17 protein-coding genes are annotated in these 18389 nt (G+C 68.1%); 14 read left to right on the top strand and 3 right to left on the bottom strand.

All coding sequences use genetic code 11. The features are described from left to right. Nucleotides 1–110: 110 nt before the first annotated feature. Nucleotides 111–749, bottom strand: coding sequence for a TetR/AcrR family transcriptional regulator (locus tag U743_RS13550; protein WP_043768983.1), 639 nt, complete (start codon nucleotides 747–749; stop codon nucleotides 111–113). A gap of 123 nt (nucleotides 750–872) precedes the next feature. Here U743_RS13550 and U743_RS13545 point away from each other — a divergent pair, with 123 nt between their 5' ends. Further along, a complete protein-coding gene (locus U743_RS13545; protein ID WP_052368176.1) occupies nucleotides 873–1367 on the top strand; it encodes an acyl-CoA dehydrogenase family protein in 495 nt (164 codons plus the stop codon). A gap of 12 nt (nucleotides 1368–1379) precedes the next feature. Continuing rightward, complete coding sequence (locus tag U743_RS13540; protein WP_043768981.1) at nucleotides 1380–2330, top strand: NAD(P)H-dependent flavin oxidoreductase; 951 nt, start codon at nucleotides 1380–1382, stop codon at nucleotides 2328–2330. 74 nt (nucleotides 2331–2404) lie between these two features. Here the strand turns inward: U743_RS13540 and U743_RS13535 are convergent, their stop codons facing one another. Then, on the bottom strand, nucleotides 2405–3271 hold the full coding sequence (locus U743_RS13535) for a phospholipase A (RefSeq protein ID WP_052368174.1): 867 nt from the start codon (nucleotides 3269–3271) through the stop codon (nucleotides 2405–2407). Between the two features lie 84 nt (nucleotides 3272–3355). Here U743_RS13535 and U743_RS19655 point away from each other — a divergent pair, with 84 nt between their 5' ends. Beyond that, nucleotides 3356–4657 (top strand): adenylate/guanylate cyclase domain-containing protein, encoded by a 1302-nt coding sequence (locus U743_RS19655; RefSeq protein ID WP_043768979.1) that lies wholly within the window; start codon nucleotides 3356–3358, stop codon nucleotides 4655–4657. Nucleotides 4658–4663: 6 nt separating this feature from the next. On the opposite strand, the gene U743_RS13525 is transcribed toward U743_RS19655, so the two are convergent. Further along, nucleotides 4664–6739, bottom strand: a complete 2076-nt coding sequence (locus U743_RS13525) for a protein-disulfide reductase DsbD family protein (RefSeq protein ID WP_232226788.1) — start codon at nucleotides 6737–6739, stop codon at nucleotides 4664–4666. A 63-nt stretch (nucleotides 6740–6802) separates the two neighbouring features. Between U743_RS13525 and U743_RS19140 the strand changes: the two genes are divergently transcribed. From U743_RS19140 to U743_RS13470, 11 genes are all read left to right on the top strand, one after another. Then, nucleotides 6803–7459: a DUF2845 domain-containing protein gene (locus tag U743_RS19140; RefSeq protein WP_156966446.1), complete on the top strand. Its 657-nt coding sequence runs from the start codon at nucleotides 6803–6805 to the stop codon at nucleotides 7457–7459. Beyond that, nucleotides 7410–7907: a DUF1499 domain-containing protein gene (locus U743_RS18835; RefSeq protein ID WP_198022041.1), complete on the top strand. Its 498-nt coding sequence runs from the start codon at nucleotides 7410–7412 to the stop codon at nucleotides 7905–7907. Before U743_RS19140 ends, U743_RS18835 begins: the two co-directional genes overlap by 50 nt. Before the next feature lie 43 nt (nucleotides 7908–7950). Next, a complete protein-coding gene (locus U743_RS13510; RefSeq protein WP_084191552.1) occupies nucleotides 7951–9345 on the top strand; it encodes a saccharopine dehydrogenase family protein in 1395 nt (464 codons plus the stop codon). A 2-nt stretch (nucleotides 9346–9347) separates the two neighbouring features. Beyond that, a complete protein-coding gene (locus tag U743_RS18245; protein WP_052368166.1) occupies nucleotides 9348–9725 on the top strand; it encodes a DUF4345 domain-containing protein in 378 nt (125 codons plus the stop codon). Next, nucleotides 9722–10090 carry a DUF423 domain-containing protein gene (locus U743_RS13500; RefSeq protein ID WP_232226787.1) on the top strand — a complete coding sequence of 123 codons (369 nt, stop codon included), beginning with the start codon at nucleotides 9722–9724 and terminating at the stop codon, nucleotides 10088–10090. Before U743_RS18245 ends, U743_RS13500 begins: the two co-directional genes overlap by 4 nt. A 78-nt stretch (nucleotides 10091–10168) precedes the next feature. Next, complete coding sequence (gene msrB, locus U743_RS13495; protein WP_043768973.1) at nucleotides 10169–10666, top strand: peptide-methionine (R)-S-oxide reductase MsrB; 498 nt, start codon at nucleotides 10169–10171, stop codon at nucleotides 10664–10666. Further along, a complete protein-coding gene (gene msrA, locus U743_RS13490) occupies nucleotides 10663–11262 on the top strand; it encodes a peptide-methionine (S)-S-oxide reductase MsrA (protein ID WP_043768972.1) in 600 nt (199 codons plus the stop codon). The genes msrB and msrA overlap by 4 nt, the downstream gene beginning before the upstream one ends. A 72-nt stretch (nucleotides 11263–11334) precedes the next feature. Beyond that, nucleotides 11335–11928 (top strand): Maf family protein, encoded by a 594-nt coding sequence (locus U743_RS13485; RefSeq protein ID WP_232226786.1) that lies wholly within the window; start codon nucleotides 11335–11337, stop codon nucleotides 11926–11928. Beyond that, complete coding sequence (gene rng / locus U743_RS13480; protein WP_043768970.1) at nucleotides 11925–13385, top strand: ribonuclease G; 1461 nt, start codon at nucleotides 11925–11927, stop codon at nucleotides 13383–13385. Before U743_RS13485 ends, rng begins: the two co-directional genes overlap by 4 nt. Nucleotides 13386–13387: 2 nt before the next feature. Next, nucleotides 13388–17197, top strand: coding sequence for a YhdP family phospholipid transporter (locus U743_RS13475; protein ID WP_043768968.1), 3810 nt, complete (start codon nucleotides 13388–13390; stop codon nucleotides 17195–17197). Beyond that, nucleotides 17194–18015: a carbon-nitrogen hydrolase family protein gene (locus U743_RS13470; RefSeq protein WP_043768966.1), complete on the top strand. Its 822-nt coding sequence runs from the start codon at nucleotides 17194–17196 to the stop codon at nucleotides 18013–18015. Before U743_RS13475 ends, U743_RS13470 begins: the two co-directional genes overlap by 4 nt. Nucleotides 18016–18389 lie beyond the last annotated feature (374 nt).

Genomic DNA, 18389 nt, shown 5'->3' with positions numbered 1-18389 from the left:
CGGCCATCATCCAGTGCATCAAGTTCTTGCCGAGCAGCGCGATATCGCTGTGCGGTGACACAGCCGGGCCACCGGCGTTCGCTCCGTGAGCGTCAATACTCTTGCGCTAGTCACGACTCGTTTGCGTCGTGTGTCTCGGCGTAAGGGGCGAGAAAACCGATCATCGCCGCGATTGCGGCATCCCGATAGGGCGGCGTGATCTCGCCGTGCTCGAAGAAGGAGCGGCGAAAGCAGGCGACGCCGATGTCCACGGACAGGGTCATGACGTCCGGCGGAGCCGCGGGAAGCACACGTTTGGACGTCCAGACTCGGCCGGCGAGGTCGCCCAGGCGCTTATTGGTGAGTTCCTGTGCGCGGTAGCTGTCGTCGGTGACCGCACCGCCGAGCAACAGCAGGCAGGCTGCAGGATTGGCGTTGTGGAAGCTCACCGCCTGGTCGACAACCATGGCGATGCCAGCTCGCCAACTGACGTGGCGCAACGCCTCGGCGTGGGAGAAGAACTCGGCCTCAAGCTCGCCCAGGTAGCGCCGAGTGAGCTCGTTGAGCACCGCGTAGGGCGTCGGGAAATAGGCGTAGACGCTGCCGCGGGTGTAGCCGAGGCGCTCGGCGATGGTCGGAATGGAGAAGCCGGATAGTCCCTTCTCGATGAGCACGGCCCCGGCTTCGTCAAGGATGTTGGCAAACCGCTCCCGGGCACGCTTCTGCGTTGGGCGTCGTGCTACGGCCAGCGGATTGAGCGCGTCTTCCATCCGCGAAGCATAGCGCGGGACTCAATGGTTCACGGTTGTAAGTATCGAAATTGATTGATGATCGCTCGATTGTCCAGGGCGTTCCCGGAGGAGGTGCGTGAGCGGTGACAGAGGCGCTTCAATGTGGCTGGTGTCATCGTCGGTGCTCGCGCTTGCTCAGTTCAGGAGAACGTCCTCGGCGCGATCAACCGCGGCTTCCATCACCGGACGCACGCGCCGGCCAAGGAGCGCCTGCTGTCGGCGGCCGGCAATGTGCCCGCCGTGCGGTTGGCGGTCGATCCCACGCGCGATTTCGTGCGCGAGCGCAGGGTCTTCGGCAAGCCGCTGAGCAAGATGCAGAACTCGGGCTTCAAGCTCGCTGCGCAGGCCTTCGTCGACCGCTGCGTGGGACTGCGCAACGATGGCCAGCTCTGCGCCGAGCATGCCGCCCGTGCCAAGCTCTTCGCCAGCGAAGTCTATGGTCGGGCGGTGGATGAAGGCGTGCAGCTGCATAGCGGCGCCGGTTTCATGGACGAGGCCCCCATCTGCCGCATGTACCAGGACGAGCGCATCAATCGCATCTTTGCGGGTGCCTCCGAGATCATGAAGGAGGTCATCGCCCGCTCCATCCTCGACTAAGGGAGCCCATACATGGCAATGCCGAAGCAGTGGGAAGGCCGCGTCCGCGGACCGATCATCGCCGCCCCGATGTTCCTCGTTTCCAATCCGGAGCTGACCACCGCCTGCTGTCGCGCCGGTGTCATCGGCAGCTTTCCGGCGCTGAACCAGCGCACTACCGAAGGCTTCGTGGAATGGCTGGAGACGATGCACGGAAACCTGACCGACAAGGACGCGCCCTACGCGGTCAACCTCATCGTGCACAAGTCGAATCCGCGCCTGCAGGCCGACCTGGAGCAGGTGGTGCGCTATCAGGTGCCGCTGGTGATCACCTCGCTGGGTGCGGCGGCTGACGTGGTCGAGGCCGTGCACAGTTACGGTGGCCTCGTCTTCCACGATGTCGTCAACGCCCGTCACGCGGAGAAAGCCGCCAAGGCCGGCGTCGACGGCATCATCCCGGTTGCGGCCGGTGCCGGTGGCCACGCCGGCACCGTCAACCCCTTCGCGTTGGTGCCCGAGATCCGGCGCGTCTTCGATGGCTACATCGTGCTGTCGGGCTGCATCAGCAGCGGCGACGGCGTCGCCGCTGCGATGGCGCTGGGTGCGGATTTCGCCTATATGGGTACGCGCTTCATTGCCACTCAGGAAGCCAATGCGCCCGATTCCTACAAGCAGATGCTGCTCGAGGCCAACGCCGCCGACATCGTCTACACACCCAACATCAGCGGCGTGCCGGCGAATTTCCTGCGCGCATCCATCGAGAAAGCCGGTATGGATCCGGACAACCTCGCGCCCAAGGAAGGGGGCGTGGACTTCGGCACCGAGCTTTCCGCGGGCAAGGCCTGGAAGGACATCTGGTCCGCCGGTCAGGGTGCGGGTCAGATCCGGGATATTCCGGCAGCCGGCGAGCTTTGCCAGCGGCTTCTTGCCGAATATCGCGCCACCTGCGAGCAGCTCGGCAGCGTCCGGTCCGCAGCGGCCTGACGCTTTCCCGCGGCGCGTGGCCGGCATGAGCGGTGGAGTGGAGCCGCTGCGCCGGCGCGCGCCAGGGGCGCAGCTCAGCGCGACAGCATGACGCCGATGCTCAGCCGCGTGATGCTGCGGTCGTAGTCGATCAGGCTTTCGCCGTAGCCGTGCCAGAGGCGCACGGCGTAGAAGAAATTGCCGGAGGCGTTCGGACGGCTCCAGCTCAGCGATACCGCCCCCTTGCCGGTGGCGGGGTTGCCTCGAAGCATAAGCGCGAGCTGCTGCTGTTTGCCGATCTGGCGGGCGTAGTGAAGTTCCCCGTAGCCCAGGAAATCCTGGATATCGGGGTTGTCGTCGCCACCGGCGTCGTCGGGGCCGCGCCTGTCGCGCTCGGGGATGCGCCACCAGCCCTTGATGTAATAGAGCGACTTGCCACGCGGCATGAAGACGCCGGCGTAGAGTCGGTTCCAGGAGCGCGAAGTGGGCAGCGGGCGGCCGTTGGATTCGTGCTCCAAGCCGAAATCCAAACCCAGCTCCGGCAGTCTTGCCCATTCCGGTTGCCAGCGGTAGAAGAGCTCGGGGTTGTAGTTGGTTGCGCGGAAGGGGCGCGAGTCCTCCCCGTTGTAGAGCTGCCAGAAGGACTTCTGCGTGTAGCCGAAGTACAGGCTGGTGCCCAGCAGCTGATGTTTGGCGCTGAACTGGAAGATGAACTCCGTTTCCTCGCCGCTGTAGTCCGGGCTGTAGGTGGCCGGGAAGATCATGATCGGCTTGTGCAGCGAGAGCCCGCGTGCATTGCCGATCAGCGTCCATTCCTCGCTGCGCACGCTGAAGCCGAGGACGCCATTTCCATCACTGCTCGCCGGCGTCTGCTGCTGTGTCGAGGCCGCCTCTTCCGCAGCCACCGGAAGTGCGAGTGCGAACAGGCAGGCGGCAAGGGGCCGCGGGAGGAGGAAGCGCATCGAGGCCGTGTTGGAGCGGAAGAGTCTTCAAGTCTAGCGCTCCGCAAATCGCTATAGTGCAAGCGATCGACACGAGGGATGACGATGGCGGACGGCAACGTGCTGCCCTTCCTGCTGGTGGCACTGGTCTGCGCCGGCATGGGGCTCAGCTTCTATGTCGCCGACCGGGCGACGCCCAGCAGCCGCGCGCTGGCGCTGGCCTTCGGTGCGATCGGTGCTTCGCTCTTTCTGCACGCGCTGGTGCCGCTGCATCTGCAGCTTCCCGCGACCTTCGAACGCGGCTTCGCGCTGGTCGATGCGCTGGGTATCGTCGCCCTGCTGCAATGGATCCTGCATGTCCGGCGCACTGTGCCCTCCGCCACGCTGGAAACCCGTAGCGGCGACACCCTGGTGCGATGGGGGCAGGCTGCCGGCATTGCCTACGGTGTCGCCGGCACGATCGCTCCGGAAGCGCGCCGCCACGAATTCTTGAATGCGTTGACGGAGGGCGTAGCCCTCGACGATCCGATGTTCTGGCTCTTCGCCGTGCCGGTGCTGGTCGCCGTGCTCACCGGTGTCTCCGGTCTCTGTCTGCTGCTCAACCGCCGACCGGACATCATCGAGCAGCGGCGCGTGGTGGCAATGCTGCTGGCGATTCCGCTGTTCGGTGCCAGCTTTGCTCTGCCCGAAGAGATGGCGGTCGTGAGTCTTCTGCTGGGCGCGCTCGTCTTCCTGATCGGGGCGGTGCAATACCATGTCGAGCAGGGGCGGCGCGGCGAGTTCATGGCGCAGTTCCTGTCTCCGCAGGTCGCCGAGATGGTCCGGCGTCAGGGGCTTGAGGGCGCCACGGCTCCGGCGCGCCTGGACGTCAGCGTGGTGGCAGTGGATCTGCGCGGCTTCACGGCCGTCACCGCCGACAGCGACTCGCAGGCCGTGCTCGTTGTGCTGCGCCGCTACTACGCCGAAGTAGGTCGCGTAGCGGCGCGCTTCGGCGGCACCGTCAAGGACCAGGCGGGAGACGGCGTGCTTATTCTCGTCGGCGCGCCGGTGCCCGATCCGCAGCATCGTCGCCACGCCCTGGATATGGCACGCGCCCTGCGCGAGACCGGCGCCCGTCTCAGCGCGGAATGGCGCGCGCAGGGCATGGCGCTGGGGGTCGGAGTCGGTGTGGCCAGCGGCCTTGTCACCGCCGGGTTAATCGGTGAAGGTGCCCGGCGCGAGTACACCGCGGTGGGCACGCCGGTGAATCTGGCGGCCCGACTTTGCGCGCAGGCGGCTGATGGCGAGGTGCTGCTGGCTCCGGAAAGCGTTGGTTCCCGGCCCAAGGGGCTGCGCCTGGAGCCGTTGAGCGCGCCGCTGATGCTGAAAGGGCTGCCTGAGCCGGTGACGCCCTTGCGGCTGCTCTGAGAGATCTCAGGGCTCTCCGAGGGCGCCGAGCACGATGTCGCGCGTCAGCAGCTGCGGCAGCACCTCCGGTTCACCGCCGTCGCGATAGACGATGTAGAGCGGCACGCCGTTGCGCCCGAACTCGCCGAGGGCCTTGGTGATGGTGGGGTCACTGCGTGTCCAGTCTGCCTTGAGATAGTGCACGTCCTCGCGCGCGAAGGCTTGCTGCACCACCTCGCGCGACAGCACCGAACGCTCATTGGCCAGGCAGGTGATGCACCAGTCCGCCGTGAAGTTGACGAAGACTGTTCTGCCTTCGGCGCGCAGCTCGGCAACGCGCTCGGGAGACCAGGCGTTCTCGGTAATCTCGGTGGCATCCGCACGCTCGGTCGGTGGTCGCATGACGGGCAGCGCCAGCAGTGCTGCGGCGCCCAGCAGCGCTGCGGTACGCAAGGCCAGCAGCGGTTTCTGTGGCCGGTGCCACAGCCAGGCGGCGAAGGCGATGAGCACCATGCCGGTGAGTACGGCAGCCAGCGCCTCGCTGCCCGCCTGCCGCGACAGCACCCACAGCAGCCAGACGACCGACAGATAGAGCGGGAAGGCCATGGCCTGCTTGAAGTGCTCCATCCAGGCGCCGGGCCGCGGCAGCCAGCGCGCGAGGGTCGGGAACAGCCCCATCAGCAGGAAGGGTGAGGCGAGCCCCAGCCCGAGCATGGCGAAAACCGCCAGCGCCACGCTCGTCGGCTGGGTGACGGCGAAGCCCAGCGCGGCGCCCATCAGCGGCGCCGTGCAGGGGCTGGCCACGACAACCGCCAGCACGCCGGTGGCGAAGGAGCCGCCCAAGCCCTGCTGCTGCGTCAGCCCCTGGCCCAGGCCCATGATGCGCGTGCCCAGCGTGAAGACGCCGGACAGCGACAGCCCGAAGGCGAAGAAGAGATAGGCCAGCGCGCCGACGAAGATCGGCGACTGCAACTGGAAGCCCCAGCCCAACGCCTCGCCGCCGGCGCGCAGTCCGAGCAGCAGGCCGGCTGCGGCGAGGCAGCTCAGCATCACGCCAGCCGTGTAGACGAGGCCATGCAGTCGCTGGTGCGCACGGCTTTCGCCCTGGGCGCTGACGATGCCGAGCGCCTTGATGGCGAGCACCGGAAAGACGCAGGGCATGAGATTCAGGATGAGGCCGCCGAGGAAGGCGGCGACGAGCATAGCGGGAAGGCCAGCCTTGTCGGTGTCGGGTGCCCGGGGGTCGGATGCCGGCGCCTCGGACCCTTCCGGCAATGCGCTCACCCCTGGGGCGTCGTACTCGCCGGATGCAACATTCTCGGCCCCTTCGGGAGGTGCCGGTACCTCCCCGGCGACCGCCTCCAGACGGAAGGCGCGCGTGCTGCCGTTGCCGTCGTGGGCGACCAACACCCAGCGCGAGGCCTCCGGCATCGTCTCGAAGTAGGGGCTCTGCGGCTGCGTCAGCCAGAGCGTGTCGCCGCGGCGCTGCAGCTGCTGCGGCGCCGAGTGATGGATGAAATCCTCGGTGATGGGGAAGGCCGTGAAGCCATCCGGGGGCTGTAGCCCGGCGGGCAGCTGTACCTGCAGGCGGATGGCCTCGTCGACGCGCACCATGGTCGCGGGCCAGTCGACGGCTTCGGGAAGACTCGCCTCGGCCGCCTCGAAATCGGGTGCCCACACCGGATCGGGCGCGGCGGGCTCGGCGGCGGTGGGCAGCTCCAGGCTGAGCGAAGCCGATTCCGGCACGCAGATGTCCGAGCAAATCAGCCACTCCGCGTCGGCGTCGAGGCGCAGCGCTTGGCCGGGCGGCCAGTCTGCGGGCAGTTGCATATCGACGATGTGCAGCGTCTGCTCGCCGTAGCCGTAGTTGACGACATCGGCCAGCCGGTAGGTGCCGGGCGGTTGCCACTGGATGTTGCTGGCAGTCACGCCCTCCGTCAACTGCCAGTCGATCTGCGTCGGCAGGCCGGAGTCACCGGGGTTGCGCCAGTACGTGTGCCAGCCGGGTTGCGGCCGCAGGCGCAACGCGACCCGGAAGGACTCACCGGGAACGGCGTGAGTGTTGCGCGCGTGCAGTTCGGCTTCGGCGTTGTCGGTGAACACCGGTGCCGCCACACTGGTGCCAGCCGCTAGCAGCCCGAGAAGTGCGGCGAGGAGACGAGTCCGATGTTGGGGTGCAGTCATGCGGCTTCAGGTCCGTCCATGAAGAGCTTGTCGCTGGCGCGCCTATTGAGCAGCGGCAGGCGACAAAAGTTCCGTACCGCCGGCATGCGCGGCCTGCTGCTGGCTGGCCTGCTGGTTGCGAACGAGGCTGAACCGTCGAGTATGCGGTGTGCGAATGGCATTGTGAATCGAGGCGACGACGCGGAGCGCGTGCGCAGTCGTTGCGGTGAGCCCGACTACATTGAGGCCTGGCCGGCCGCCCCGCCGCTGCCAGCGGGTGCCGTCTGGTTCTACAACGAGGGCGGCTCGCGTCTGCTGCGCCAACTGCGTTTGCGCGGTGGCCGCGTCATCACCGTCGACACCCAGGGCTACGGTTTCCGTGCGCCGGAGCGGCCCGATTGCGGCCCCGACGCGGCCCGCCTCGGCTGGTCCGCTTACCGGTTGATCGCCCTCTGCGGCGAGCCGAATGCGCGGCAGGTCGTGGGTCGGCTGCTCACCTCGCGGCGCGATCATCCCACCGGCAGACAGCTGCAACGTGGGCAGCGGGCTGTGTATCGGCAGCGATGGCGCTACGATTTCGGTCCGCGGCATCTGCCCAGGGAGTACACCCTTGATAACGCCATCGTCATCGACATCCGTACGCTGTCTCGTAGCGACTAGTCTCGCGCTGCTCGCATTTCTTCTTCAGGCCTGCGGGGCGGGGAGTGCGCGCCTGCAGCAGTCCGGCGGCGATCTCGCCGACTGCGACGGCCCGCCACGTTGCGTCTCCTCGCAGGCCGGCGATCCCGAGCGGCGCGTCGAGCCGCTGCGCTACTCGGGCAGCGCGCGTGCAGCGCGCGAGAAGGCCGTGGCGCACATCAAGGCGCAGCCGCGCACGGAGATCGTGACCAACTCCGATTGCTATGTGCACGCGACCTACACTTCCTCGATCATGCGCTACACCGATGATGTCGAGCTCTGGTTCTGCGACGAGCCCGGTATCGTTCAGCTGCGCTCGGCGAGCCGCATCGGCTACTACGATTTCGGTGCCAATCGCGAGCGCGTCGAGGATCTGCGCGAAGCGTTGAAGGTCGACATCTACAAGCCGCTGCAGCGCCGCCCGGAGTAGGCTGCGCGTTCCGACCCGCATTTCAACCCCGTAAAGGCGATTCATGTCCGAGGACGATCCCAAGAGCACTACCGCGCCGGCGCGTAAGCGCACCACCGCCAAGAAAGCGGCCGGCAAGCGCGCGGCGGCCAGCAAGACTGCTGCAAAGAAGACGGCGTCACGAAAAGCCGCCGCCAAGAAGTCGCCCGCCCGCAAGTCGGTGGCTAAGCAGGCGCCAGCGAAGAAGTCTGCCGCGAAGAAGGCAACAGCCCGCAAGTCTTCCGGAGTTCGGCGCCGCTATGACTTCGTGCTGCTGGGCGCCACCGGTTTCACCGGCGGGCTGACAGCGGAGTATCTTGCCGAACGCGCACCCGAAGGCGCGCGCTGGGCCATCGCCGGGCGCAACCGCGACAAGCTCGAAGCCGTGCGCCGGCATCTGGCGCGCGTCAATCCGACCGCCGAGGCGGTGGAAGTGGTTGAGGCCGACATCAGCGACGCAGGCAGCATGCGGGAGTTGGCGCGCAGCACACGCGTGCTCGCTACTACGGTCGGCCCCTACGTCGTGCACGGCGAGTCCGTGGTTGCGGCCTGTGCGCAGGCCGGCACGCATTATCTCGACATCACCGGCGAGCCGGAATTCGTTGACACCATGTGGCTGCGCTACCACCGCAGCGCGCTGGACTCCGGTGCCAAGCTGATTCACTGCTGCGGCTTCGACAGCATTCCGCACGACCTCGGCGCCCTCTACACCGTGCAGCAGTTGCCGGACGATGCACCCAAGCGCGTCGAGGGCTTCGTGCGCGCCGGTGGCACCTTCTCGGCGGGCACCTATCACTCGGCGCTGCTGGCCTTTTCGCGGCTGCGGCAGGCCGCGGCCGCGCATCGCGAGCGCCGTCGCCGCGAGACGATAACCAGCGCGCGCAGCGTCGGCAGCCGCCCCATGCGGCCGCGTTTCGACAAGCGTCTGGATACTTGGGTATTGCCCTTCCCCAGCGTCGATCCGCAGATCGTCATGCGCTCGGCACGGATGCTCGAGGCCTACGGACCGAGCTTCCAGTACGGGCACTATGTGCAGGTGCGCGAGCTGCGCAATGTCCTGAAGCTGGCCGGCGGTGCCGGCATGCTGATGGCAGCCGCACAGCTTCCGCCGGCGCGCAACTGGCTCATGAAGCGCAAGCAATCCGGCCAGGGGCCGAATGAGGCGCAGCGCCGCAAGGGCTGGTTCCGCGTGCGCTTCTTTGGCGAGGGCGGCGGTCGTTCTGTGATCGTCGACGTCACCGGCGGCGATCCCGGCTACGGCGAGACTTCGCGCATGCTCGGCGAGTCGATTCTGTGCACGGCCTTCGACAAGCTGCCCGCGCGTGCCGGCCAGCTGACGCCGGCCGCGGCCATGGGCGATGCCCTGCGCGAGCGCCTGGATGCGATCGGTATTCGCTTTTCCGTCGTCGAGGCGCGCTGAACATGGCTGCGCGCTGGCTGCTGGGCATCACGGCGGTGATGTTCGTGGCGCTCGGCCTTAACGGGCTGCTCAACCCGGTCGGCCATCTGGCGCCCTATGGGCTGGAGCTGGCCACACCGGGTTGGCTCGGCGAGGTGCGTGCCAACTACGGCGGCATGCATCTGGGCATCGGGCTGCTCTTCGCGCTGGGGGCGGTGCGCGCCGAATGGCAGCGCACGGGCCTGGCCGTGCTGCTCGCATTCCTCGGTGGCTTGGCCGTCGGCCGCACGCTGTCGGTGTTCGTCGACGGCACGCCGCCGGTCTTTGCCATCGCCTTCATCGCCATCGAATGGGTCGGCGCGGTGCTGGCAATGGCGCTGCTGCTACGGAGGCCCGCGTGAGCAGTCCCTGGATGCTGATCGGTGCGATCTATGGTCTGCTCGGCGTGGTCGCGGGTGCTTTCGGGGCGCATGCCCTGCGCGGGCAGCTGTCCGAAGAAATGCTCGCCATCTATCGCACGGCCGTGGAATACCAGTTCTGGCACGCGCTGGCGCTGTTGGCGGTCGGGCTGCTGGCCCGGCAGGCGGCCGGTGCCTGGCTGACGGCTTCAGGAGTGGCATTCACGCTGGGCGTTCTGGTCTTCTCGGGCAGCCTCTATGTGCTGGCGCTCTCCGGCATTCGCGTGCTGGGCGCGGTCACGCCGCTGGGCGGGGTCGCCTTGATCGTTGGCTGGGCGTGTCTGATCGTCCATCTTGCGCGTCCGTGAGTCCGGGATGCGCGTAGTAGGCAGAACGTGGCCGCGTCTTGGCGGTCCACATAGTTCTGCCATCCGCCGGAGCGCACCATGGAAAGACGCCATCTAATCGCGGCCCTCGCCGCGACCCTGCCTTTGGGAGTGATCAGCATGCGAGTCGGTGCCTTCAGCAAGGATGAAAAGCAATACTGGCGCGAGGTTCTCGAGCCCGATGCCTACGCCATCCTCATCGAGGAGGGCACCGAGCGAGCGGGCAGCTCGCCGCTCGATAATGAAAAGCGCGAGGGCACCTTCCTTTGCGCGGCTTGCTTTCTTCCGCTTTTCGCCAGTCACCACAAGTACGACAGTGGCACGGGCTGGCCGAGCTTTTACGACACGCTACCGGAAGCCGTAGAAACCAAGCGCGACTTCAAGATGATCCTGCCGCGCACCGAGTATCACTGCGCGCGCTGTGGCGGGCATCAGGGTCATGTCTTCGACGACGGGCCGAAGCCGACGGGCAAGCGCTACTGCAACAATGGTCTGGCGCTGCGCTTCGTGCCGGGGGGCGAGGCGCTACCCGAGGCACGCCTACCGGCAGCCGGATGATGCGCGCACTTCTGCTTGCCGCGGTGCTGGCGCTGCCCGGTGCGGCGAGCGCGGAGGAAGCGGTCGCCTACTTCGCCGGCGGCTGCTTCTGGTGCACCGAAGCCGATTTCGAGAAGCTCGATGGTGTCAGCGAGGCCGTCTCCGGCTACATGGGTGGCGATGTTCCTGACCCGAGCTACAAGCAGGTCAGCCGCGGCGGTACCGGCCATACCGAGGCGGTGCGCGTGCACTACGACCCGCAGACGGTCAGTTATCGCGAGTTGGTGGCTTTTCATTGGCGCAACATCGATCCGACGGTCGAGGATCGGCAGTTCTGCGATCGCGGCAGCCAGTACCGCAGCGGCATCTACTACCGCAACGAGGAGGAGCGCGCTATCGCCGAAGCGAGCCGGGAGCCGATCGCGGCGCGTTTCGACGAGGTGCATACCGAGATCGAGCCGGCGACGCCCTTCTTTGAAGCGGAGGCTTACCACCAGGACTACGCCGAGAAGAATCCGCTGCGTTACAAGTTCTACCGCTTCAACTGTGGGCGCGATGCGCGCCTGCGCGAGCTGTGGGGCGAAGAGGCCGGACGCCTGCCCGAAGACACCGGCTGAGCGGTCGACGCTGACAGCGCTGCCGGCCGGTGTGACAATGCCGCTTCGTTCTCGACGCCGGCTGTCGCCCCCTTGCCCGTCCATCGCCCGCTGATTCTCGCCTCGCGCTCGCCCCGGCGCCGCGCCATGCTCGCCGACATCGGCTTCGTCTTCGACAGCTGCGATCCCGACATCGAGGAGACGCCGCGTGCCGGCGAGGCCGGTGCTGACTTCGCGCTGCGCATGGCGCGCGACAAGGCGCGCGCCGCCGCAGCCCGCTATCCCGAGGCCGTGGTGTTGGCCGCTGATACCGACGTCGAGCTGGACGGCCGCATGCTGGGCAAGCCGCGCGATCGTGACGATGCCCTGGCCATGTTGGCAGCGCTTTCGGCGCGAAGCCATCGCGTGCACAGCGCGGTGGCCGCGGCCGCTGACGGTGGCGCGCCGGAGATTGTGCAGACCATCACCACCATCCATTTCTCCGAGATCGCCCCGCGCGACGCCGAGGCCTATTGGGCCAGCGGCGATCCGGCCGACAAGGCTGGCGCCTACGCCATCCAGGGCTATGCCGCGCGCTGGGTGCGCAGCGTGGAGGGCTCGGTGAGCGCGGTCATCGGCCTGCCGCTGGTGGAGGCCATCGAGCTGCTGGCCCGCTTCGATGTGCACCCGGGGGTCCCCCAGCTTTGAGCACCGAAATTCTCGTCAATATCGCGCCGCAGGAGACGCGCGTGGCGCTGGTGGAAAGCGGTGTCGTGCAGGAGGCCTACGTCCAGCGCGCCCTGCGACACGGGCTCGTGGGGAACCTCTACGTCGGCCAGGTACAGCGTGTGCTGCCCGGCATGCAGGCGGCCTTCGTCGACATCGGACTGGAGCGCACCGGCTTTCTGCACGCCTCGGACATGGTGCGCCTGAACGACACCGGCGACGCCGCGCCGCCGCAGATATCGAGCCTGCTGACCGAGGGCCAGAAGGTACTGGTGCAGGTGCTCAAGGATCCGCTGGGCAGCAAGGGCGCACGGCTGACGACGCTGCCATCCATTCCCTCGCGCTATCTGGTGCTGCTGCCCTCGGACCAGCATGTGGGCGTGTCCGCGCGCATCGAGGATGACGCCGAGCGTGAGCGGTTGCGTGCCCTGGTCACCGATCTGGTGGCAAACAGTGATCCGCGCTTCGGCGTCATCGTACGCACCGCCGGCGAGGGCGCCACGGAAGAGCAGCTGGCGCAGGACCTGGCCTTCCTGCACAAGCTGTGGCAAGTAGTCAGTGGCGAGGCCGCGCGCGCCGAGCCGCGCACGCTGGTACACGGCGATCTGCCGCTGGCGATGCGCATCCTGCGCGATCTGCTGGGCGTGGACGTCGACCGCGTGCGCGTCGACAGCGCCGAGGAGTGCGCGCGGCTGAAGAGCTTCACCGGCACCTTCATCCCGCAGGCCGTCGACATCATCGAGCACTACGACGGCGCCGCGCCTATCTTCGACCTCTTCGGCGTCGAGGACGATCTCAACCGCGCACTGGATCGGCGCGTGCCGTTGAAGTCGGGCGGGCATCTGGTCATCGACCAGACCGAGGCGATGACGACGATCGACGTCAATACCGGCGCGTACACCGGTTACCGCAACCTTGAGGAAACGGCGCTCAAGACCAACCTGGAGGCTGCGCAGGCCATTGCGCGTCAGTTAAGGCTGCGCAATCTCGGCGGCATCATTATCATCGACTTCATCGACATGCAGGATGTCGCGCATCGCGAGCAGATCACGCGTTTGCTGGAGCGCTGCCTGGCGCGCGACCCGGCACGCTCGGTGATCTGCCCGGTGTCGCCGCTGGGGCTGGTGGAGATGACGCGCAAGCGCACGCGCGAATCGCTGGGCCATATCCTCTGCGAGCCTTGTCCGGCCTGCGAGGGGCGCGGTTACATCAAGACCGTGGACACGGTCTGCTACGAGATCTTCCGCGAGATCCAGCGCTCGGCGCGCCAGTTCGAGGCCCAGGGCTTTCTCGTCATCGCCGCGCCGCAGGTGGTCGAGCAGCTGCGCGACGAGCTGTCCATGGGCATGGCCGAGCTGGAGGAGCAGCTGGCGCGGCCGGTGCGCCTGCAGCCCGAGACGGCCTATCTACAGGACGCATTCGACGTGGTGCCGCTGTAGCCATGCGGCGCACTCCGGCCAGGCGCCAGCGCGGCCGCATGCGGGTGACGGCGGCATGGGCGCTGCTCATCGGCGTGACGGTATCCGTGGCCTTGCAGGCCGCGGCCAACGCCTGGCTGCTTGCCCAGCGTCCCATGATCGAGGCGCGGCTCGCAGACGCGACCGGCGCCCCGGCGCGTATCGGTGAGGCACGCATCGTCTGGCAGGGTTTCCGGCCGCTACTGGCACTACGCGATGTGCAGCTGATGATGGGCGACACCGGCGACGCCAAGCTGCGTGTGGCGCGCGCCCGGCTGGGGGTGGCACCGGGCGGTCTGCTGGAGGGCGCCCTGCGGCTGAACCGGCTGCAGCTGGCCGGTTCCGAGCTACGTCTGCAGGAAGACGAGAGTGGCTGGCGCTTCGGCAGTGGCGGTGACGGCGACGGCTTCGACCCGTTGGCGCTGCAGCGCCTGGCCGCACGCTTCGAGGCGATCACCGTGCGCGACTTCGGGATCACCGCGCTGCCCCTGCACAGCGCCTTGCCAGTCAGTGCGCATCTGCAGGAGGCGCGGCTACTCCCGGAGCGCGGCGGCTGGCGCCTGCGTGCAACCCTGCACGACGCCGAACGCAGCGGCCGCCTGACGGCCAATGGCGTCGTCTCCGGTGAGCCGGCCGATCCGGCGAGCTGGCGACACAGCTGGCAGCTGGCCTTCGACGGCTCGCACGATCTCGCCACCAGCCTCGGCCGTCTATACCCCGATGCCCCCTCGGGGCGCATAGAGGGTGGCCGCTTGCGTGCCGAGTTGCGCAGCCAGGGTCGTGGCAATGACGGCAGTTGGATCCTGAGCCTGGATGCCCGCGCCAGGCATGTCGTCGGCGCCGGCGGGGATGATCGGCTTGAGGATCTGCACGGTGTGCTCAACGCACATCTGGCCGACGATCAACTCGACGTCGCTCTCCAGCGTCTGACTCTCGCCGGCGAGTCGCAAAGCGAGGGGCTGCAGCTGAGCTATCGGCCCGAGGCCGGCGGAGGCAGTCTGCACGCGCGACGCTTGGAGCTGGCTGTAGTCTCGCCCGTGCTGCGCGCCGCCGGCGGCGCGCAGTGGCCTCGACTGGAGGGGGCGCTGACGCAGCTTCGGCTGAGCTGGGGAGGGAACGATCCCGTGCTGGAAACCATTGAGGCGCGTCTGGAGAATGTCGCCTTGCATGGGGAGACGTATGGCGTTGCGGGGTTGTCTGGACGCGTCAACGGTGACGGCGCCACAGGACGCCTGCAGCTCGAAGAGCAGCCGCTCACGGTGGAGCTGAACGCCCATCTCTTTGCGCCGCTGCGCATGGACCGCGCTGCCGGTGCGCTGGTCTGGCAGATTGAGGAGGACGGCAGCCGGACGCTGCGCTTCGATGACGTCGCGCTGGCCATCGACAGCCTGCGTGCCGAGGGCGGGGGGGCGCTGCGTTTCCTGCCCGAGGGCGCGCCCACGCTGGAGTTGGACATGGCGCTGAGGGCCGACGACGTCGAGCACGCCAAGCCCTTCATGCCGCGCAAGTGGAAGCCGGAGCTGCGCGATTATCTGGCACGCGCCATCGAGCAAGCGCGTGTGCCGGAAGGCCGACTCCACTTCGCTGCGCGGCTGGCGCCGGAGCTGTGGAAGGCGCCGGATACCCAGCTCTCCATCGACCTCGTTGTCGAGGACGCCGCCATGCGCTTTCATCCCGACTGGCCGCGTGCCGAAGCTGTCTCCGGTAGCGTAGCCATCGACACCGACGGCATGGCCGTCACGGCCAAGCGCGCCACGATGGCGGGGCTGCAGCTGCGCGATGTGCGGGTCGGTATTACCGACTTTCGCGAGGCTGTGCTGCGCGCCGAGGCGAGCCACAGCGCGGCGCTGGATGATTGGTACGCGATGCTGCGCGACAGTCCGCTGGCTGGCCGCCTCAGAGGCCTGACCGAGCGCACGCGAGGGCGCGGCGAGGCGGCGCTTGATTTCGCCTTGACCCTGCCGCTCAAGAACCGGCCCGCCACCACGGCCGAAGGCAGTGTGACCCTCGCCGGTGCCGAGCTGGATGTCGAAGCCATCGACGCGACCTTCCGCGACATCCGGGGCCGCATCCACTTCGTCAACGAGGCGGTGGCCGCCGAGGTGCTGGAGGCTCGGCTGCACGGACGCGATGTCAGCGCGCGGCTGGATACGCACGATGGCGTGCCACACCTGATGGCTGAAAGCCGAATCAACATGGACGATCCGCAAAGCCTGGTGCGGCTGCTGCCGAGTTGGTTGCGTCCGCGACTGAGCGGTGATGTACCGCTGTCGATGGATCTGGCGTTGGCCCCCACCGACGGCTTCAACGAGCTGGCGCTGACCCTCGATAGCCGCGGGCTGGCGGCGGATCTGCCGGCGCCACTGGATCTGCGGCCGGATTCGGTGCGCGACCCGATCCGGGTTGACGCACAACTCGCCGAAGGGCGCGTTGCGCGCATGGCGCTGCGCCTTCCGGGACGCCTGGCGCTGCGTCTCGATGGCCGCCACACGCAGCTGCATCTCGGCCCCGGCCGCATGCCGGAAGGCGATGGCGATGGTGACGGCCTGCATGTGAGCGGGCACGCCGACGCGCTGCCGTTGCCGGAGTGGATGGCGCTGGGCCACGATATCGAGGCTGCGGCGGCCGACGGAGGAGACCCGGCAATGGCCGGTCCCGAGCAGGTCACGGGACTGAAGGGACTGGATCTGACCACCGACGCGCTGCGCATTGGCGCCTTCGCGGTCCCCGACATCGCGCTGCGGCTGATGGATGACGGTGAGGGCCAGAAGCTGTGGGTCGACGGCGCTTCGCGCGGCGAGCTGCGCATCAGTGGCGACGCCCGCAAGCATTTCGAGGGGCGCTTCGAGCGCTTGCGGCTGCGTCGTTCCCGCGCGGAGACCGCCAACGCTGCGTCTGATGCCGCGGAGGGTGAGAGGGATGCGATGACGCGCGCAACGCTCGACCCCGCGCAGCTGCCGTCGGCGGATCTGCTGGTTGCCGATCTGCTGCTCGACGATCTGCGCCTCGGTCAGCTTGATATGCGGCTGGAGGCGACCGAAGGCGGGCTGCGCCTGTCGCGGCTGCGGGTGGCTGACGGTGTGCTTGATCTGGAAGGCAGCGGTGTCTGGCAGCGGCCCGATGCGGCGCCTGACGCTGCCACGCGCATGCAGCTGGAGGCCGAGCTGCGTACCGCGCGCATCGATCCGCTGCTCAGTGCGCTGGGCTATGCCCGTACGCTCTCGGCCAGGAATTTTCGCGCCAGCGCCAGCCTGCGCTGGTCGGAAATGGAGCGCCTGGCGCAGCTCGCGGGCGCTGAAGGCAGGCTGTCGGTGGAGGCCACCGAGGGCACCTTGGCGGCAGTCGAGCCCGGTGCCGGACGCATGCTGGGGCTTTTCAATTTCTTTGCACTGCCGCGTCGCCTGGGACTGGATTTCCGCGACGTCACCGAGGGCGGACTGGCCTTCGATCGCCTGGGAGGCAGCTTCCGTCTCGGCGGCGGCGACGCACGCACCGAGGATCTGAGCCTGGAAGGGCCCTCGCTGCGCGTGGACGTGCGCGGCCGCGTCGGGTTGGCCGCGCGCGACTACGATCAGCGCATCAGTATCTACCCCGACCTGTCCGGCGGCATGACGCTTGGCGGTGCGGTTCTCGGCGGGCCCATCGGCGTCGGCATTGCGCTGCTGGCGCGCGAGCTCTTCGAGACGCCCATCGAAGCGGCCACGCGCATCGAGTACCGGCTGGTGGGGGACTGGAGCGACCCGCGCATCATTCCCGAGAATATCGCCACCACTGACAGGGAAACGCGACGATGAGCCGAGTGCGCGCCGCCGTGCTGCAGATGTGCAGCGCCAATGATGTCGACGCCAATCTGGCGACGCTGCGCGCGGCGGCCGCCGACGCCGCCGGCGAAGGCGTGCGCCTGCTGGCGCTGCCCGAGAACTTCGCCTACATGGGCGCGCGCGCCGTCGACAAGCTCGCCATCGCCGAGAGGCCGGGCTCGGGCCCGATCCAAGGGGCCTGCGCCGAGTTGGCGCGGCGCCACGGCATGTGGCTGATTGCCGGCACCATCGCGCTGGCCGACCCGGAGGAGCCGCATCGCATCATCGCCGCCTGTATCGTCTACGACGATCAAGGGCGGCCGCGCGCCCGTTACGACAAGGCGCATCTCTTCGATGTCGAGGGCGCCGATGGCCGCAGTTACCGGGAGTCCGCGACCATCGCGCCGGGGCCGGCGCGCGCAGTGCTCAGCGACGGGCCTGGGGGCCGCGGTGGGCTGTCGGTTTGCTACGACCTGCGCTTTCCCGAGCTCTATCGCCGGCAGGTCGAAGAAGGCGCGCTCTGGCTGGCCGTGCCGTCGGCCTTTACCCAGGCCACCGGCCGCGATCACTGGGCGCCGCTGCTGGCCGCGCGCGCCATCGAGAACCAGTGCTTCGTGCTGGCCCCCAACCAGTGCGGCACCCATGCCGACGGGCGGGCGACGTGGGGGCACAGCCGCATCGTCGGGCCCTGGGGCGAACTGCTGGCCGAATGCAACAACGCGCCCGGCCTGGCAGTGGCGGAGCTGGATCTCGCCGCGCAGGCGGCGCTGCGGCGTCGCTTCCCGGCGCTGACGCATCGGCGTTTTGTCTGATAGCCACAGATTGCACGGACTCTCAAAATATTACTTTCTGGTTATCTTCATGCTTCAGCCAACGGCCCCATTAGAACCCTTTGTGCTTGCGGGTTCCGCGCCTTATAGCAGTGGCGCTACCGGACGTCGCCGCTCGACCGGCGCGGGTTACTTTGGTTTCGGCCAAAGTAACCAAAGCCAGTGTGCCCGCCGGGCGGCCTGCCGCGGCTGCGCCGCGGCAGGTTCCCGGGCCGAGCGCCGTGCTCGGGACGCGCGCGAACAGGCCATCCCTGGCCTGGTCGCGCTCGCTCGGCATCCCTGCCTCGCGGACCCTGCGCGCGCCGCCCGGCCCGGCCGCCCTCAAAGGGCACGTTCCAAAAACGGCTCGTCGCTTC

The sequence above is a fragment of the Algiphilus aromaticivorans DG1253 genome (assembly GCF_000733765.1).
Lineage (GTDB): Bacteria > Pseudomonadota > Gammaproteobacteria > Nevskiales > Nevskiaceae > Algiphilus > Algiphilus aromaticivorans.
This window is presented reverse-complemented; position numbering and strand designations above follow the sequence as displayed.

Bases quoted from the DNA above. Each gene is read 5' to 3' on its own strand.
- U743_RS13550 (WP_043768983.1), bottom strand. From the start codon at position 749: ATGGAAGACGCGCTCAATCCGCTGGCCGTAGCACGACGCCCAACGCAG.
- U743_RS13540 (WP_043768981.1), top strand. From the start codon at position 1,380: ATGGCAATGCCGAAGCAGTGGGAAGGCCGCGTCCGCGGACCGATCATC.
- U743_RS13535 (WP_052368174.1), bottom strand. From the start codon at position 3,271: ATGCGCTTCCTCCTCCCGCGGCCCCTTGCCGCCTGCCTGTTCGCACTC.
- U743_RS19655 (WP_043768979.1), top strand. From the start codon at position 3,356: ATGGCGGACGGCAACGTGCTGCCCTTCCTGCTGGTGGCACTGGTCTGC.
- U743_RS19140 (WP_156966446.1), top strand. From the start codon at position 6,803: ATGTTGGGGTGCAGTCATGCGGCTTCAGGTCCGTCCATGAAGAGCTTG.
- U743_RS13510 (WP_084191552.1), top strand. From the start codon at position 7,951: ATGTCCGAGGACGATCCCAAGAGCACTACCGCGCCGGCGCGTAAGCGC.
- U743_RS18245 (WP_052368166.1), top strand. From the start codon at position 9,348: ATGGCTGCGCGCTGGCTGCTGGGCATCACGGCGGTGATGTTCGTGGCG.
- msrB (WP_043768973.1), top strand. From the start codon at position 10,169: ATGGAAAGACGCCATCTAATCGCGGCCCTCGCCGCGACCCTGCCTTTG.
- msrA (WP_043768972.1), top strand. From the start codon at position 10,663: ATGATGCGCGCACTTCTGCTTGCCGCGGTGCTGGCGCTGCCCGGTGCG.
- U743_RS13475 (WP_043768968.1), top strand. From the start codon at position 13,388: ATGCGGCGCACTCCGGCCAGGCGCCAGCGCGGCCGCATGCGGGTGACG.
- U743_RS13470 (WP_043768966.1), top strand. From the start codon at position 17,194: ATGAGCCGAGTGCGCGCCGCCGTGCTGCAGATGTGCAGCGCCAATGAT.